This is a genomic window from Bradyrhizobium sp. AUGA SZCCT0431, from assembly GCF_018131065.1.
Lineage (GTDB): Bacteria > Pseudomonadota > Alphaproteobacteria > Rhizobiales > Xanthobacteraceae > Bradyrhizobium.
On sequence record NZ_JAFCLR010000017.1, the window covers coordinates 44,259 to 60,777 of the forward strand.

Genomic DNA, 16,519 nt, shown 5'->3' on the forward strand with positions numbered 1-16,519 from the left:
CATACGCCGTGCCGTTAATGGTCACGGGATGTGCAAGCGGCCTTGCTGAACCGTCCCGCTCCTGCAACAGGCGACCGGGGTTATGGGCCCCGGCATTCGCCGGGGCGACGCGATCAAATCCCCGCCATCATCACGTATTTGATCTCGACATATTCTTCCATGCCGTGATGCGAGCCTTCGCGGCCGAGGCCAGACTCCTTGACGCCGCCGAAGGGGGCGACTTCGGTGGTGATCAGTCCGGTGTTGACGCCGACCATGCCGGACTCCAGCGCTTCGGCGACCCGCCAGACCCGGCCGAGATCGCGCGAATAGAAGTAGGACGCCAGACCGAACGGCGAGGCGTTGCACAATGCAATCACGTCGGCCTCGTCCTTGAAGCGGAACACCGGCGCCAGCGGCCCGAAGGTCTCTTCGTGCGCGACCAGCGCGTCCGGCTTGACGTTGGCGAGCACCGTCGGCTCGAAAAAGCTGCCGCCGAGCGCATGACGTTTGCCGCCGGTGACGATTTTCGCACCGCCCTTGACCGCGTCCGCGATGTGCTTCTCGACCTTGTCGACCGCCTCCATGTTGATCAGCGGGCCCTGCACCACGCCGGCTTCGGTGCCGTCGCCGATCTTCATCGCCGCGACCTTGGCCGAGAGCTTTTCGACGAACTGGTCGTAGATCTTGTCCTGGGCGTAGATGCGGTTGGCGCAGACGCAGGTCTGGCCCATGTTGCGATATTTGGAAACAATGGCGCCTTCGACGGCGGCATCGATATCGGCGTCGTCGAACACCACGAACGGCGCGTTGCCGCCGAGTTCGAGGCCGAGCTTCTTCACGCCGACGGCGGCCTGCTGATACAGGATCTTGCCGACTTCGGTCGATCCGGTGAAGCCGACGAAGCGCACGGCGGGGTGCTCGCACAGCACCTTGCCGATCGCCGAGGAATTGCCGGTCAGGATGTTGAACACGCCCTTCGGCACGCCGGCTTTTTCGGCGAGCGCCACCAGCGCCAGCGCCGTCAGCGGCGTTTCATTGGCGGGCTTGAGCACCACCGTGCAACCCGCGGCCAGCGCCGGCGAGACTTTGCGGGTGATCATCGAGCAGGGGAAATTCCACGGCGTGATCGCGCCGCAGACGCCGATCGGCTGCTTGATCGCGAGCAGCCGCGCATCGGCGCGCTGGGTCGGAATGGTTTCGCCATAGACGCGGCGGGCTTCCTCGGCGAAAAATTCGACATAGGCGCCGCCGATATCGACTTCGCCGAGCGCTTCCGTCAGCGGCTTGCCCTGCTCCGACGTCAGGATCAGCGCGATGTCTTCGCGGTTGGCGATGATCAGGTCGAACCATTTGCGCAGGATGTTGGAGCGCGCCTTGGCGGTCAGCTTGGCCCAGGCCGGGAACGCACGCTCGGCGGCTTCGACAGCCTGCGTCGTCTCCGCGGTGCTCATGACCGGTATTTTTGCCAGCTCGATGCCGTTGACCGGATTGGTCACCGGCTTTGACGCCGTCCCGGTCCAGGCGCCGTCGATGTAGCACTGCTCACGCAGCAGCGAGGGATCCTTCAGGCGGTCGCGCAGGGAGGGGGCGGATTGCGAAGCGCGTGCGGCGACGGGCGGGTTCATGGCGTAACTCCTCAGAGTTTTCTTGGGATTTTTTGGGGTATTGATCCGAGTATAGGCCTATTCAGCCGGCAATGCATCGGCCGCAAAGGCAGGGCTGCTGATCGTCATTCCGGGGCGCATCGAAGATGCGAACCCGGAATCTCGAGATTCCCCGAGGCGCAATTGCGCCCCTGAGGTCTGGTCCTTCGGACCATCCCGGAATGACGGTCTCAAATTCAGACCGCGCCCATATAGGTTTCGCGGCGGCCGATCATGCGCTCCGCGGCGGCCTTGGCGTCTGCCCGTGAGGACGTCGCACAGGTGCGGTATTCCAGATCGGGCAACTTGGCGGCGCGGCGCGAGAACCAGGATTTGGAACCGACCTGCAATTGCGCCAGAGCGACGGCGACATTGTCGACCGCCTCGAACGAGTGCAGCGCGCCGGTACCGGCAATACGGACCTCATAGATGCCGGGGCTGATCGGGGCTTCGATGTTCTCAGCGCGGCCGGGGCGGGGGTATCGTTTCCATTCACTCCAGGTCGAGATCATCGCGGCATCCTCGCAATGGGAAAAACTACAACCATTTTCATCAAATCATTCACTTCGGGGGCAGCGTTTCCGCTGGAATCTGAATGTCTTACTGCAAAGAATCAGCACCGGGAATCATTATGGAATCAACTTATCGTTTATGCCCGAAACGGTCACCGCCATTGCAATCGATCCACTGCAAATTGTGGCGAAGTGTTGCAGTTTTGTGTCGTCCGCGTCTCTCCGTCATTCCGGGGCGATGCGTAGCATCGAACCCGGAATCTCGAGATTCCCCAGGGCGCAATTGCGCCCCTGAGGTCTGGTCCTTCGGACCATCCCGGAATGACAATCTCCTCACATCAGCCCATCACGAGATCGCGACATCAGCGGCAAGGCGCCGCGAGCGCTTGCGGGATCGCGACGCCGGGGGGAAGATCGAAGCACTCCATAACAACAAACGGGAGGTGACCCATGCAAAGCAAAGCTCAGATCGATCAGGTTCTGCGTCAGAAATCCGAGGCCAAGGAGATTCCCGGTGTGGTCGCTGTCGCGGCGACCGGCAGCGAGGTGATCTACCAGGGCGCGTTCGGCAAACGCGACCTCTCCAAGGACGATCCGATGACCACCGACAGCGTGTTCTGGATCGCCTCGATGACCAAGGCGATCACGTGCGCCGCCGGCATGCAGCTCGTCGAGCAGGGCAAGCTCTCACTGGATGAGCCGATCGGTAAGCTGCTGCCTGATCTCGCCTCCCCGCAGGTGCTGGAAGGTTTCGACGCCAAGGGCGAGCCGAAGCTGCGACCGGCGAAAAAGCCGATCACGCTGCGCCATCTCATGACCCACACCGCCGGCTACTGCTACGACGTCTGGAACGGCGACATGGGGAAGTACATGGAGAAGACCGGAACCCCGGCCATCTTCAGCTGCCTGAACGCCGCGCTGAAGGGGCCGATCATGTCCGATCCCGGCACGCGCTGGGAATATGGCATCAACATCGATTTCGTCGGCAAGGCGGTGGAAGCCGCGAGCGGCAAGCGTCTCGACGCTTACCTGCGCGACCATATGTTCACGCCGCTCGGCATGAACGACACCAGCTTCAAGATCACGGATTCGCAGCGCCAGCGCCTGGTCGGCATGCACGCGCGCGGCGAGGACGGCGCGCTGGCGCCGATCCCGTTCGAGCTCGAACAGAATCCGGAATTTCATATGGGCGGCGGCGGCCTCTACAGCACGGCGGCTGACTACATCAAGTTCACCCAGATGATCCTCAACAAGGGCAAGGGTAACGGCAACCAACTCCTGAAGCCGGAGACCGTCGCGTTGATGGGCCAGAACCACATCGGCGATCTCACCGTAGGCAAGATGCCCACCATGGCGCCGATGTACACCAACGATGTCGATCTCTATCCGGACATGGTGAAGAAGTGGGGGCTGAGCTTCCTGATCAACACCGCCAAGACGGCGGAGGGCCGCAGCGCGGGCAGCCTCGCCTGGGCCGGCCTCGCCAACACCTATTTCTGGATCGATCCGGCGCGTAACGTCGCCGGCGTGATCCTGATGCAGCTGTTGCCGTTCGTGGACGCAAAGTGCCTGGAAGCGTTTGCGGGCTTCGAGCGCGGCATCTATGCCGGGCTTGATGCAGGCAGCGGCCAGAGGGCGGCTTGAACGCGAACTGTCGGGACGCGGTCCGACCCACCCACAAATTGTCGTCCCCCGCGCAGGCGGGGGATCCAGTACGCCGCGGCCTCTCGGTGCTATAACAGACGCCTCTGGAATACTGGATCCCCGCTCCAGTGCGCAATTGCGCACAAGGCGGGGATGACACCGAGGGTGTGGCACGATGACCGAACCAACCGCCAGTTACGTTTGCGGCACCGCCGATGCGCCGTTGCTGGGCGACACGATCGGACAAAGCCTCGATCATGCGGTGCGGCGCTGGGGCGACCGCGAGGCGCTGGTTTCGCCGAGCCACAATGTCCGCTGGACCTGGAAGCAATTCGCCGAACGCGTCGATGCGCTGGCGGCCGGCTTTCTGGCGCTTGGGCTGGAACGCGGCGCGCGGATCGGCGTCTGGTCGCTCAACCGCCCGGAATGGACGCTGACGCAGTTTGCCGCCGCGAAAGCCGGCATCATCCTCGTCACCATCAACCCGGCCTATCGTCTCAGCGAACTCGAATTTGCGCTGGCAAAAGTCGGCTGCGCAGGGATCGTGACCGCGACCGCGTTCAAGACCTCGAACTACATGGAGATGCTGAACACGCTGCTGCCCGAGCTTGCCAAATCGACGCCCGGCGAATTGCAGGCGGCGCGGCTGCCGCAGCTGCGCGCGGTGATCCAGATCGGCGGGCCGCCCTCATCAGGCACCATCGCATTCGAGGACGTGACGCGGATGGGCAGCGCGCGGCACCGCGAGACGCTGGCGGAACTGGCCAAAACGCTGCAGTTCGATGATCCCGTCAATATCCAGTTCACCAGCGGCACCACGGGCTCGCCCAAGGGCGTCACGCTGACGCATCATAATATTCTCAACAACGGCTATTTCGTCGGACGCGCCATGCGCCTGACCGAACAGGACCGCATCTGCATTCCGGTGCCGCTGTATCATTGCTTCGGCATGGTGATGGGCAATCTCGCCGCGGTGACGCTCGGCGCGACCATGGTTTATCCCGGCGAGGGGTTCGATCCGCTGGCGACGTTGCAGACCATCGAGAAGGAGAGATGCACCGCGCTCTATGGCGTGCCGACCATGTTCATCGCCGAACTCGATCATCCCGAATTCTCACGCTTCAATTTGAAGTCGCTGCGCACCGGCATCATGGCCGGCGCGCCCTGCCCGGTCGAAGTGATGAAGCGCGTCAACAACGAGATGAACATGGGCGAAGTCACCATCGCCTACGGCATGACCGAAACCAGCCCTGTCAGTTTCCAGAGCTCGACGGACGACCCGCTGGAACGCCGCGTTTCCACCGTCGGGCGCATTCATCCGCATGTCGAGGTCAAGGTGGTCGATCTCGAGGGCCGCATCGTTCCGCGCGGGCAGCGCGGCGAGCTCTGCACCCGCGGCTACAGCATCATGCTGGGCTATTGGGACGAGGCCGAGAAGACATCGGACGTGCTCGACGCCAATGGCTGGATGCACACCGGCGACATCGCGATCATCGACGCGGAGGGCTATTGCAACATCGTCGGCCGCATCAAGGACATGGTGATCCGCGGTGGCGAGAACCTTTATCCGCGCGAGATCGAGGAATTCCTCTATCGCCATCCCAAGATCCAGGACGTGCAGATTTTTGGCGTCGCCGACGAGCGCTATGGCGAGGAGCTCTGCGCCTGGGTTCGCGTCAGGCCCGGCGAAACCCTGACCGCTGAGGAGGTCCGCGCCTTCTGTCACGGGCAGATCGCGCATAACAAGATTCCGCGCTATGTCGAGTTCGTCGATGAATTTCCGATGACGGTGACGGGGAAGATTCAGAAGTTTTTGATGCGCGATGCGGTCGAGGCGAGGCTTGGGTTGAAGGCGGCCAAGACCGCGTGAGTTGGAGAACGCGTCGTCCCGGCGAAGGCCGGGACCCATACTCCGCGGCCGGCCTTGTTGGAAAAGGAAGATCACGACCAGCATACGAATCAATTGCTGCCTGTGGTTATGGGTCCCCCGATGCGCAATTGCGCATCTGAGCCTTCGCCGGGACGACGGGACATGGAATCGCGGTCAACTCGGAAAACTTGCTGCAGCAGCCAGATCACAGGCACGTGCCGCTGCCCGCCATGTCCCCGCAGGGGACACGCTTCGAAAGCTGCTGGGCCTTTTTCTTCGCGTTGGCCTGCGCGTTGGTTTCGAAAACGCTCCGTGGCACGAGCTCGGTGGCACGGCGATAATCGGCGGCGGCTTTTTCGGAATCGTTCTGTGCCTCGTAAACCTGCGCCCGCGCATAGACGCTCTCGATGGTTTCGCGGCGCTCGATCGCGTCGTTGAGATCCTTCAGGGCCTTGGGATAGTCGCGTAGCGCCGACCAGACGCTGCCGCGCAGCGTCAGCGCCGACGCATCCGCGGGGCGCGCCTTGAGGACGAGATCGAGGTCAGCCAGCGCGTTGCGCGTCTCGCCCTTGCCAAGGTAGGCGCGGGCGCGAAGCGTGCGCGCCATGCTGTCATCCGCCGTCTTTCCCACCACAGTATCGAGCGCGACGATCGCGCGATCGAACTGGCCCGAATTGACCAGGGCAAGTCCGCGGCCGACGACGGCGGTCTGGTTGGAAGGATTTCGCTCAAGCACGGCGTTGATATCGGCCAGCCCCTCGGCCGAGTTGCCTTTCATCAGCAGCACCACGCCGCGGGCGGCCTTGGCCAGATCGTACACCCGCGCCAATGCCAGCGCCTGGTCGAAGTCGGTCAAGGCCTTGTCGAGCTGATTGAGGGACATGTGGGTGATGCCGCGCTCATAGAAGGCGGGGCTCATCCTGGGGTCGATCGCAATCGCGCGATCGAAATCGGCAAGCGCGGCCGGGACCTTCCCCAACTGCCGATGCACGACGCCGCGGCTGTAATGGGCTTGCGCGCTGTTGGGGTTGATCTTCAGCGCCGCTTCGACGTCGACGAGGCCCTGCTCGGGCTGTCGCATGGCAGCCGACGTCACCCCGCGCAGCGCCAGCGTCGTCGCATCATTCGGCCGTAGCTTGATCAATTCATCGAGGTCGGCGCGGGCATCGGCGAGTTGTCCGAGCCTGGTGCGCGCGCTGGAGCGGAGCTGCAGCGCGGCCTCATCGCGCGGATCGGCTGTCAGCACCTGGTTCAGGAGCCCGACCGCATCGGCGTATTTTGCCTGGGCGATGAGCTGCCGCGCCCGGTCGATCAACGGCTTGCCGGCGGCATTGCCTGATGGCGCGGCTTGCGGCAGCGGCGGGGTGATCTGGTCGGCCATCTCGGATGTCGACGGTGATGCCGACGGCGCCGGCAGCGGCTTCGGCTTGTCCTTGTCGCTGCCTTTGTCGCCGCCTTGAGCCTTCGCCAGCTCCGTCTGCATCGCGAGCGTCGACTGGCGCAGCTGCCTGGCCGCCGCACTGTCCGGCGCCACCGCCAGGACCGCGTCGAGGTCGGCCAGCGCGCGGGTGTAGTCGCCCTTGGAACTAAAGAGCTGGGCGCGCGCGAAATAGGGCGCCATGTCGTTCTTCGGCCCTTGCGCGATGGCGCGCGAAAAATCCTCGATGGCGCGATCGATGTCGCCCTTCCGCCGGTATGTCTGGCCGCGCCAATAAAACGCCGCCGGCACATTGACGTTGATCGCAATGGCGGCGTTCAGGTCGCTGAGCGCCTTGTCGAGCTGACCACTTTCGGAAAAGGCCCGGCCGCGGCTGACATAGGCTTGCGCAAAATCCTGCCGCGCCGCGATGGCTGCGTCGAAATCGCTGATCGCTTCCGGCCAGTTCCGCTGCTGGGAACGAAGATTGCCGCGCGACAGAAGCGCGAGCGCGTTCTTTGGTTCGATCTCCAGCGCGCGGTCGAAATCGGCCTTCGCCAGATCCAGTTTGCCCGTTCGCTGATAGGCGACGCCCCGCTGCAGCAGCGCCTGAACGGAATTGGAATCCAGCTTTAGCGCCGCTTCGGCATCCGCCAGGGCCAGATCGATCTTCGACGTATTGAGATAGAGCCGCGACCGGCCGAGATGCGCCTTGACGCGGTCTTCCGGCGGCCGCGCCGCATCGTTGATGATGGCAGCACAGGCCGCTTCCACCCTGGCGGGCGGCCCGCTGTTGCAGTCGGCCAGATCATCCGCACGGGCCTGCGGCTGGCACAACGCGACCGCCGCGATCGCCGCGAGAAACCAGATGCGGGGAGCGACTTGCTTTTGTTGGGGAGGAACCAGAGCCGACCTCCGTGCCGCAATACCAGCCAATGGGTGAACAAAATATCGAGATGGGGATGGAAAGGCAATTTGGAGTCGCCGGGAATCCGATCACGCAGCCGTCATGACAGTCTTGTCGTCCCGGCCTTGAGCCGGGACCCATAACCACAGGCAGCAGTTGTTTCGCACGTTGATCGTGATCTTCCTTTTCCGACAAAGCCGGCCGCGGCGTATGGGTCCCGGCTCAAGGCCGGGACGACGCGGATATAGCGTCACGTTCCCGCGGCGCGATGCGCCCGAGTTGTACCTTTAGTCTCGCGCCTTGCGTGAACAGAGGGCGCGGGGAATGCCGGATGCGCGCTGCACCCGCGGTCTCGTGTGCAAACTGTGCAAAAGAATGCGCACACGAGCATACAGGGCAGCGGAGAGCATCCGACATTCCCTGCGCAGTGGCTTTACGGCTTACTTCGTGCTCTCCCCGGTCGGGCCGAGCTCGTTGTCACCGTCGTCGGCGGGACACCTCCCGCCAACTTGACGCCAGCATCGGGGCGTCGGGACCACACGACTTCACCGTACGCTTCAGTTGCACGCGTCAAGCGCAACTGTTGCGTCCACCGCTACCCGTCCCTCGTTGTGACGATGGCCAACGCCCCTCTGAGTGGGACGGGATGCGGAGGATGTAACCGGTGAGTCGGGGGTGGCGTCAAGAGGAATTTCTGAAAATCAGCATATTCGTCTGCGCTGGCGCATTGGCCCAAGCCGTGGATGCCCGGGTCAAGCCCGGGCATGACGAGGTGAGAGGTCGCGCCCTCTCGCTACAGACTAAACCGGCAATCCGTTCTGCTGCGCCAGCTCCTTCAGCGACACCTGCGGCCTTGCGCCGATGTGCTGGATCACTTCGGCGGCGGCGAGGGCGCCGAGGCGGCCGGAATTTTCATGGCCGGCGTTGCGAACGAGGCCGAACAGGAAACCGGCGGCGAACAGGTCGCCGGCGCCTGTCGTGTCGACGAGTTTTTGAATCGGGAAGGCCGGCACCGCGACGACGCCGTCTTTCGACGCCACGACGCAGCCCTTTTCGCTGCGGGTAACGATGCCGAGTTTGGTGTCGGCGCGCAGCTGTTTTAGCGCGGCATCGAAATCCGGAGTTTCGTACAGAGATTGCAGCTCGGCCTCGTTGGCGAACACCAGATCGACGGTGCCCTTGCGCATCAGGTCGAGAAACTCGTCGCGGTAGCGGCCGACGCAGAACGAATCCGACAAAGTCAGCGCGACCTGACGGCCGGCGCCATGCGCGATGGTCGCCGCCTTGACGAAGGCTTCCTTGGCGTTCTTCGGATCCCAGAGATAGCCTTCGAGATAGATGATGCTGGACGCTTCGATTTGCGCCGCGTCGATGTCGTCGGGCATCAATTCCTGCGCCGCACCGAGATAGGTGTTCATGGTGCGCTCGCCGTCCGGCGTCACCAGGATGTAGGAGCAGCCGGTGGCGGGCCCGCCGCTTGCGGCCTTGGTTTCGAACGCGACGCCGGCGGCGCGGATGTCATGGGTGTAGAGGCCGCCGATCTGGTCGTCGCGCACCTTGCCGACATAGGCGGCGCGCGCGCCGAGATTGGCGACGCCGACGATGGTGTTGGCCGCCGACCCCCCGGACATTTCGGTGGCCGGGCCCATATCGGCGTAGATCGCCGTGGCGCGCGCCTCGTCGATCAGCGCCATGCCGCCCTTGGTCATGCCATGGCGGCCGAGAAAGGCGTCGTCGGTCTGCACCAGCACGTCGAAAATCGCATTGCCGATCCCGAGAACGTCATATTTTGCGTCGGCCATCTCACCGTCCTGTTGCAGCCATCATGAAGGGCTGGGGCTATCACGGCCGGCGCAAGGCGTGAACCCATAAATGGCGTGAATTGATTCGGATTGGCCGGCCGATGTCCGCTTTGCACCAAAAATGGGCGGCAACCGCCGGAAAATCAGGCCGCCAACGAAGCGCGCTAGCGCAGTGGCATGACAAAGGTGAAGCGGGTTTCTTCAGTCGTCGACGTCACCGTCAGCGAACCCTCGTGCGCCTTTGCGATCTGCGACGCGATGTGGAGCCCAAGGCCGGCTCCACGAACCGCCACATGTTCTGGTCGCAGCCAAAACCGCGGGCGAAGACCATCGCCTTCTCACCCGTCCCGCGGACGCGGACGTTATTTCGCGCAACGACGCTCATATCCTGCACCGGTCTGAGCCATTTCGCAGCGAGGCTATCACCATTGCTTCCGCGCGCACCACTCACTCCGGCGGACAGCCATCGAATGAGTTAGCGCTGGATTGCATGGAACCCGGAGACCCAAGACGGTCGATGCTGTTGGACACCGTTGTCCGGATCGCTCCTCAGGTCAGTCACCCGGCCGCGAACGATACAACTTCAGATGGGCGGTCGATGTCCGCTTGGAAGCGCCGAACGGACTCAAAGCCGGAGCCCGGTGCCATCGCCGCCGGCTTTCACGCCCGCCAGTGGCTTGCACATGCACAGCCCATTTGATCCAGTACGGCGAGCGCATCGGACCAGCGCAGGGAGCAATGAGTGGCGGCGCAGTTCAACATCGATGCCTATAGCGACGCGCTCGTCTTGCTGGGGACGGCCGGCATTGTCGTTCCCATGGTGCGCCGCTTTGGGCTTAGCCCCGTGCTCGGCTTTCTGGCCGCAGGCGCGCTGCTCGGCCCGCTCGGACTGGGCTCGCTGATCCACGCGCTCCCGTTCTTGTACTGGCTTACCGTCGTCGATGCCAAGAACGTGGCCGGCATCGCCGAACTCGGCGTTGTCTTCCTGCTCTTTCTCATTGGCCTGGAGCTGTCCTACGAACGCTTGAAGGCGCTGCGCCGGCTGGTGTTCGGCCTCGGAAGCCTGCAGTTCATCCTGACGACCGCCGTGATCGCCGGCATCGCGGCCCTGTTCGGCAACCCCTCCGCCGTATCGATCATCCTCGGCGCCTGCCTTGCGTTATCCTCGACCGCGATCGTCATCGAGGTCCTTTCCAACCAGGGCCGGCTTGGCACCACGGCAGGCCGAACCAGCTTCGCCATTCTGCTGGCGCAGGACCTCGCGGTAATTCCGGTCCTGGTATTTATCTCCATCCTGGGCAAAGGCTCCAGCAGCTCGGTCATGGCCAGCCTCGCGCTCGCGCTCGTCAATGCCACCGTCGCCGTTGTCGCGATGGTCATCCTCGGACGCCTGCTGCTGCGGCCGCTGTTCCGGCTGGTCGCCGCCACCGGCGCCAGTGAATTGTTTGTGGCGGCCACCCTGTTCGTCATTATCGGCACCGGCGTCGCCGCCGCCGTGGCCGGCCTTTCCATGGCGCTGGGCGCCTTCATCGCCGGGTTGCTGCTCGCCGAGACGGAATTCCGCAAGGCCATCGAAACAGCCATCGGCCCTTTCAAGGGACTGCTGCTTGGCTTCTTTTTCTTTACCGTCGGCATGAACATCGATGTGCGCGAAATCGCACGCGAACCATTCTGGCTTGTTGCCTCCGTCATCGGCCTGATCGGCATCAAGTCCATCCTGCTCACCGGCCTCGCCCGGACCTTTCGACTGCCGTGGCCGGCGGCGATCGAAACCGGTCTGCTGCTGGGCCCCGGCGGCGAGTTCGCGTTCGTCGGCATCGGCCTTGCCACCTCGCTCGGCCTGATCAGCGCGAATGTGTCGAGCTTCACCCTGGCGGTGACATCGATCACGATGGCGCTGATTCCGGTGCTGGCCCTGGTCGCACGGCGGCTGGCGCCGAAGTTTCGCGAGCCCAAAGCGCTGGATCCGGAGCTCAGCGTTGCACCGAGAGGAGGCGCCGGACATGCCATCGTCATCGGGCACGGCCGGGTCGGTGAGGTCGTCTGCTCCCTGCTGGGCCGGCACAATTGTGCCTACCTCGCCGTCGACAACGACGCCGATGCGGTCCCTGCCCACCGCAGGAGCGGGCGCGAGGTCTATTACGGCGACGCGACCGACCCGGAATTTCTGAAGAGCTGCGGCGTGATGGACGCAAAGGCCGTCATCGTGACGGTAGCCGCCAAGGCCGCGATCGACGAAATCGTCCGGCAGGTACGTGCGCTGAGAGCGGATATCGTCATCGTCTCGCGCGCCCGCGATGCCGACCATGCGCGCCACCTTTACGAGATCGGTGTTACCGACGCCGTGCCCGAGACCATCGAAGCCAGCCTGCAACTGTCGGAGGCGGCGCTGATTGGACTGGAGCAGGCGATCGGACCGGTCATTGCCTCCATCCACGAGAAGCGCGATGAATTCCGGCGCGAGCTGCAACAGGCGGCTGCAAAGAGCCCTGCCGAAACCACGCGTGCGATCCGCCCGAAAAGCTTTCGATCGCCCAGGCCAAGGCAAGACCATCGCGGGCAAGCGCAGCCTGATTGAGGGCAAGCGGCGGGGCTAGAGCCTCCGTTCCGATTGAATCGGAACGGAGGCTCTAGATTCTTGATTTGACGCGTTTTCTTAACGCGAACCGGTATCCACTTCGCTGGAAAACGCTCTTAGCGCCAGCACGTCAAACCGCTGCTATAGAGTCGCCATGATCCGCTCCTTCCTCACGGTATCGACGGGAACGCTGGCCTCGCGCCTGCTCGGATTCGTACGCGATTCGCTGATCGCGGCGCTGCTCGGCGCCGGCGCTGTCGCGGATGCGTTCCTGGCGGCCTTTCAACTGGTCAATGTGATCAGGCGCCTGCTTTCCGAAGGCGGGCTGAACGCGGCGCTGGTGCCGGCGTGGCTGCGCGTGCACGAGACCAGTGGCGCCGCGGCGGCGGCCGCCTATGCGGGCCGCGTGCTCGGCACCGTCACGGCCGCCTTGTTCGTCGCCACCCTGCTGCTCGGACTGTTGATGCCGCTGGTGATCATGGCGCTGGCGCCGGGGTTTTCCGGCCATCAGACGCTGCAGCTCGCCGTCGACAATGCCCGCCTGATGCTGCCTTACCTCGCCTTTGCCGGGCCGGTGACCGTGATGATGGCGCTGTTGAACGCGCAAGGCCGTTTTGCGCTCACCGCGTTCTCGCCGCTGCTGTTCAATATCGCGTTGATCGCGGTGATGGCCGTGCTGCTGGCATCGCGGCCGGGTGCCGTGCTCGCCGCACAGATCCTCGCCGCCACGGTCGGCGTCGCCGGCCTGCTGCAATTGTCCATTCTGGTGCTGCGGCGTGGCGGCAACATCGCAACGCCGCTGCGGGTCTCGTTCGATGCGGAAATCCGCGGCTTTCTCGGCAAGGCGATCCCCGGCATGATCGCAAGCAGCACACCGCAATTATTGATGGTCGCCGGCGCGATCGTCGCATCGTCATCGCCCTCGGCGGTGTCGTGGCTCTATTTCGCCAACCGCCTGGTCGAGCTGCCGCTCGGCATTGTCGGCGTCGCCATGGGCACGGTCCTGATTCCGGAAATGACGCGCGCGTTGCGCGGCGGCGATCAGGCCGCGGTCGCGCATGCGGAATCGCGCGGCCTCGAACTCGCATTCGGACTGGCGTTGCCGGCGATGCTGGGGCTGATCGTACTGAGCGAGCCTGTCGTGCGCATGCTGTTCGAACACGGCGCCTTCACCGCTGATGACACCGCGGCAACGTCGCGTGCGCTGATGTGGCTGGCGCTGGGGCTGCCCGCCAATGTGCTGGTGAAAGCGCTGTCGCCGGCGTTCTTTGCGCGCGAGGACACGCTGACGCCGCTGCTCGCGACGCTTTGGGGCGTCGTCCTCGCCATCGTCCTTTCCGTCCTGCTCGGCCATTGGTTCGGCGCCAGCGGCATCGCCGCCAGCCTCGCGATCGGGGCATGGAGCACGGCCTTCAGCTTGATCCGCAGGGGCGGCGAAACGTTCGGATTTTCGATCGACGCCGCCGCGCGGCGGCGGCTGCCCGGCATCCTTGCCGCCGCGCTGGCGATGGGCGCGGCCTTGTGGCTGGCGACGCGGTTCACGCCAGCCCTCGCGCCGGATGCCCACGGCCTGGTGCAGGCGATCATCCTGCTCCTCCTGATTATCGCGGGTATTGCGATTTACGGCCTGTTTCTGCGGCTTTTCGGCATCACGGACTGGCGCCAAGCGGTTAAGGCGATCCGGCAGAACCAGCCCCGCGACTTGCGCGACTAAGCCTTAAATGGCAAACGAGCGCGCCAAACCGACAATTCGCAGGAAGCATTACCATGGCCATGGTTGAACGGGTTTTTTCAGGCGTCCAGCCGACGGGCAATCTGCATCTCGGCAATTACCTCGGCGCGTTCGTCAACTTCGTGAAGCTGCAGGAAACGCACAACTGCATCTATTGCGTCGTCGACATGCACGCGATCACGCAAGGGATCGACGTCTGGGGCGGTCCGGCCGAACTGACGCGCTGCACCCGCGAGGTGACCGCGGCCTTTATCGCCAGCGGCATCGATCCGAAAAAGCATATCGTATTCAACCAGAGCCAGGTCACCGGTCATGCCGAGCTGGCGTGGATCTTCAATTGCGTGGCGCGGATGGGATGGCTCAACCGCATGACGCAGTTCAAGGACAAGGCCGGCAAGGATCGCGAGGCAGCCTCGGTCGGGCTTTACGATTATCCGGTGCTGATGGCCGCCGACATTCTGGTGTATCGCGCCACCCACGTGCCGGTCGGCGAGGACCAGAAGCAGCACCTCGAACTTTCCCGCGACATCGCGCAGAAGTTCAACAACGACTTCGCCGACTCGATCCGCGGCCATGGCTTCAACGACGGATCGTTCTTTCCGCTGCCGGAGCCCGTGATCACAGGGCCCGCGACCCGGGTGATGAGCCTGCGCGACGGCACCAAGAAAATGTCGAAGTCGGATTCCTCGGATAATTCGCGGATTAACCTCACCGACGATGCCGAGACCATCGCGGCGAAGATCCGCAAGGCCAAGACCGATCCGGAACCGTTGCCGTCGGAGGAAAAGGGGCTGGAAGGCCGGCCCGAGGCCGACAATCTCGTCGGCATCTATGCGGGGCTGTCGGGCCGCAGCAAGGCCGAGGTGCTGGCCGAGTTCGGCGGCGGACAGTTCTCCAACTTCAAGAACGCGCTGGTGGAACTTTGCGTCACCAAACTCGCGCCGATCGCCTCGGAAATGAAACGGCTGGTCGCAAACCCCGATCATGTCGATTCGATCCTGATCGATGGTGCCGAGCGCGCCGAGGCGATCGCCGCCGAAACCATGAAGGCCGCCAAGGACATCGTCGGCTTCATCCGCAAGCGGTAGTATCTGGCGTGATCACAGGATTTGCGACGGCGCTTGTCTGACACGGCTGCGCCGTGGCAGCATGCGTCGGTTTGGCGCAGCACCGGGACATGCATGACCACCCAGCGACGAAGCTACGAGACGGGTCACAAGCCAAAATGTCTTGTCATCGTTGACGACACCGCGGAGTGGGACCGCGCGGTTTACTATGCCAGCCGCTGGGCGATCCGGGTCGGCGGCGGCGTGGTGATGCTGCGTATCATCGAGATCGAGGACCAGAACCAGCAATGGCTGGGGGTCGCCGACATCATGCGCGCCGAAGCCGAGGACGCCGCCAATGAGGCGCTTGACCGCGCCTCCGGCCGCGCCAACGGCATTGCCGCGATTACGCCGGAACGGGTGATTCGCGAGGGCAATCCGACCGAACAGATCCTCGACGTCATCGACAAGGACGTCGATATCTCGATGCTGGTGCTGGCGGCCAATCCCGGCGCCGAAGGCCCCGGTCCGCTGATCGCCATGATCGCGCAGGCCGCCGGCTCGTTCCCGATCCCGGTCACCATCGTTTCCGGCGACCTCAAGGACGCCGAAATCGACGCGCTTTCCTGAGCGAACTGAGGGAATTGCGCCAAGAAGGGCTGGTCTGCGCCCCTTGACCGTGCGCCGGCCGTCGCCATCTGCTAAAGGAAACCCACGCGCCGGCCTTGAACCGGCGACGCCGGAGAAATCAGATGTTCATTCAGACCGAAGCGACCCCTAACCCTGCCACCCTGAAATTCATTCCGGGTCGTGCCGTGCTCGACACCGGCACGATGGAATTCGCCAACCGCGAAGCCGCCTCCCGCTCGCCGCTGGCCGAGCGGCTGTTCGACGTGGAGGGCGTCAAGAGCGTGTTCTACGGTGCCGATTTCGTCACCGTGACCAAGGACGACAGCGACTGGCAGCATCTCAAGCCGGCGATCCTCGGCGCCATCATGGAGCATTATATGTCCGGCGCGCCGCTGCTGGCCGACGGCACGGCCGGCAATGACGAGGCGCTCGACGAGGAAGACGAGTTCTTCAACGAGGCCGACGCCGACACGGTGGCGACCATCAAGGATTTGATCGAGACGCGGGTGCGCCCCGCGGTCGCCAATGACGGCGGCGACATCACGTTCCGCGGCTTCAAGGACGGCGTCGTCTATCTCAACATGAAGGGCTCCTGCGCCGGCTGCCCGTCCTCGACGGCAACCCTGCAGCACGGCATCCAGAACCTGCTCAAGCACTTCGTGCCCGACGTGGTCGAAGTCCGGCCGATGTAGTTTCGATCGTTGTCGTCCCGGCCTTGAGCCGGGACCCATACGCCGTGACGACAATTGTTGCGAA

The 16,519-nt window shown here is 64.0% G+C and carries 11 protein-coding genes and 2 pseudogenes; 7 read left to right on the plus strand and 6 right to left on the minus strand.

Going from position 1 to position 16,519, the window contains the following annotated elements; translation table 11 throughout:
• Positions 1 to 113 precede the first annotated feature (113 nt).
• Positions 114 to 1,607, minus strand: coding sequence for an NAD-dependent succinate-semialdehyde dehydrogenase (locus JQ567_RS18325; RefSeq protein ID WP_212440128.1), 1,494 nt, complete (start codon positions 1,605 to 1,607; stop codon positions 114 to 116).
• Between the two features lie 215 nt (positions 1,608 to 1,822).
• Positions 1,823 to 2,137 (minus strand): hypothetical protein, encoded by a 315-nt coding sequence (locus tag JQ567_RS18330; RefSeq protein ID WP_192736295.1) that lies wholly within the window; start codon positions 2,135 to 2,137, stop codon positions 1,823 to 1,825.
• Between the two features lie 450 nt (positions 2,138 to 2,587).
• Here JQ567_RS18330 and JQ567_RS18335 point away from each other — a divergent pair, with 450 nt between their 5' ends.
• Together JQ567_RS18335 and JQ567_RS18340 are read left to right on the plus strand one after the other, a co-directional pair.
• Positions 2,588 to 3,781, plus strand: coding sequence for a serine hydrolase (locus JQ567_RS18335; RefSeq protein ID WP_212440129.1), 1,194 nt, complete (start codon positions 2,588 to 2,590; stop codon positions 3,779 to 3,781).
• A 175-nt stretch (positions 3,782 to 3,956) separates the two neighbouring features.
• Entirely contained in the window at positions 3,957 to 5,651 is a 1,695-nt protein-coding gene (locus JQ567_RS18340) for an AMP-binding protein (RefSeq protein WP_212440130.1), read from the plus strand.
• Positions 5,652 to 5,856: 205 nt separating this feature from the next.
• Here JQ567_RS18340 and JQ567_RS18345 read toward each other — a convergent pair whose 3' ends face one another.
• The 4 genes and pseudogenes from JQ567_RS18345 to JQ567_RS38240 form a co-directional block, all read right to left on the minus strand.
• Entirely contained in the window at positions 5,857 to 7,905 is a 2,049-nt protein-coding gene (locus JQ567_RS18345; protein ID WP_212440131.1) for a tetratricopeptide repeat protein, read from the minus strand.
• 870 nt (positions 7,906 to 8,775) lie between these two features.
• A complete protein-coding gene (locus tag JQ567_RS18350; protein ID WP_212440132.1) occupies positions 8,776 to 9,777 on the minus strand; it encodes an adenosine kinase in 1,002 nt (333 codons plus the stop codon).
• 164 nt (positions 9,778 to 9,941) lie between these two features.
• Positions 9,942 to 10,061, minus strand: a pseudogene (locus tag JQ567_RS38235) (ATP-binding protein); the annotation flags it as partial.
• Positions 10,049 to 10,162 (minus strand): annotated as a pseudogene (locus JQ567_RS38240) (alpha/beta hydrolase); the annotation flags it as partial. The pseudogenes JQ567_RS38240 and JQ567_RS38235, both read right to left, overlap by 13 nt.
• 357 nt (positions 10,163 to 10,519) lie before the next feature.
• Here JQ567_RS38240 and JQ567_RS18355 point away from each other — a divergent pair.
• From JQ567_RS18355 to JQ567_RS18375, 5 genes are all read left to right on the plus strand, one after another.
• Positions 10,520 to 12,355 carry a cation:proton antiporter gene (locus tag JQ567_RS18355; RefSeq protein ID WP_212440133.1) on the plus strand — a complete coding sequence of 612 codons (1,836 nt, stop codon included), beginning with the start codon at positions 10,520 to 10,522 and terminating at the stop codon, positions 12,353 to 12,355.
• Between the two features lie 154 nt (positions 12,356 to 12,509).
• Positions 12,510 to 14,069: a murein biosynthesis integral membrane protein MurJ gene (gene murJ, locus JQ567_RS18360; RefSeq protein WP_212440134.1), complete on the plus strand. Its 1,560-nt coding sequence runs from the start codon at positions 12,510 to 12,512 to the stop codon at positions 14,067 to 14,069.
• Between the two features lie 53 nt (positions 14,070 to 14,122).
• A complete protein-coding gene (gene trpS / locus JQ567_RS18365) occupies positions 14,123 to 15,175 on the plus strand; it encodes a tryptophan--tRNA ligase (RefSeq protein WP_212440135.1) in 1,053 nt (350 codons plus the stop codon).
• A gap of 93 nt (positions 15,176 to 15,268) precedes the next feature.
• Positions 15,269 to 15,763 (plus strand): universal stress protein, encoded by a 495-nt coding sequence (locus JQ567_RS18370; protein ID WP_192736286.1) that lies wholly within the window; start codon positions 15,269 to 15,271, stop codon positions 15,761 to 15,763.
• A 122-nt stretch (positions 15,764 to 15,885) separates the two neighbouring features.
• Positions 15,886 to 16,455 (plus strand): NifU family protein, encoded by a 570-nt coding sequence (locus JQ567_RS18375; RefSeq protein WP_212440136.1) that lies wholly within the window; start codon positions 15,886 to 15,888, stop codon positions 16,453 to 16,455.
• Positions 16,456 to 16,519: the final 64 nt, after the last annotated feature.

Bases quoted from the DNA above. Each gene is read 5' to 3' on its own strand.
- JQ567_RS18325 (WP_212440128.1), bottom strand. From the start codon at position 1,607: ATGAACCCGCCCGTCGCCGCACGCGCTTCGCAATCCGCCCCCTCCCTG.
- JQ567_RS18330 (WP_192736295.1), bottom strand. From the start codon at position 2,137: ATGATCTCGACCTGGAGTGAATGGAAACGATACCCCCGCCCCGGCCGC.
- JQ567_RS18335 (WP_212440129.1), top strand. From the start codon at position 2,588: ATGCAAAGCAAAGCTCAGATCGATCAGGTTCTGCGTCAGAAATCCGAG.
- JQ567_RS18340 (WP_212440130.1), top strand. From the start codon at position 3,957: ATGACCGAACCAACCGCCAGTTACGTTTGCGGCACCGCCGATGCGCCG.
- JQ567_RS18350 (WP_212440132.1), bottom strand. From the start codon at position 9,777: ATGGCCGACGCAAAATATGACGTTCTCGGGATCGGCAATGCGATTTTC.
- murJ (WP_212440134.1), top strand. From the start codon at position 12,510: ATGATCCGCTCCTTCCTCACGGTATCGACGGGAACGCTGGCCTCGCGC.
- trpS (WP_212440135.1), top strand. From the start codon at position 14,123: ATGGCCATGGTTGAACGGGTTTTTTCAGGCGTCCAGCCGACGGGCAAT.
- JQ567_RS18370 (WP_192736286.1), top strand. From the start codon at position 15,269: ATGACCACCCAGCGACGAAGCTACGAGACGGGTCACAAGCCAAAATGT.
- JQ567_RS18375 (WP_212440136.1), top strand. From the start codon at position 15,886: ATGTTCATTCAGACCGAAGCGACCCCTAACCCTGCCACCCTGAAATTC.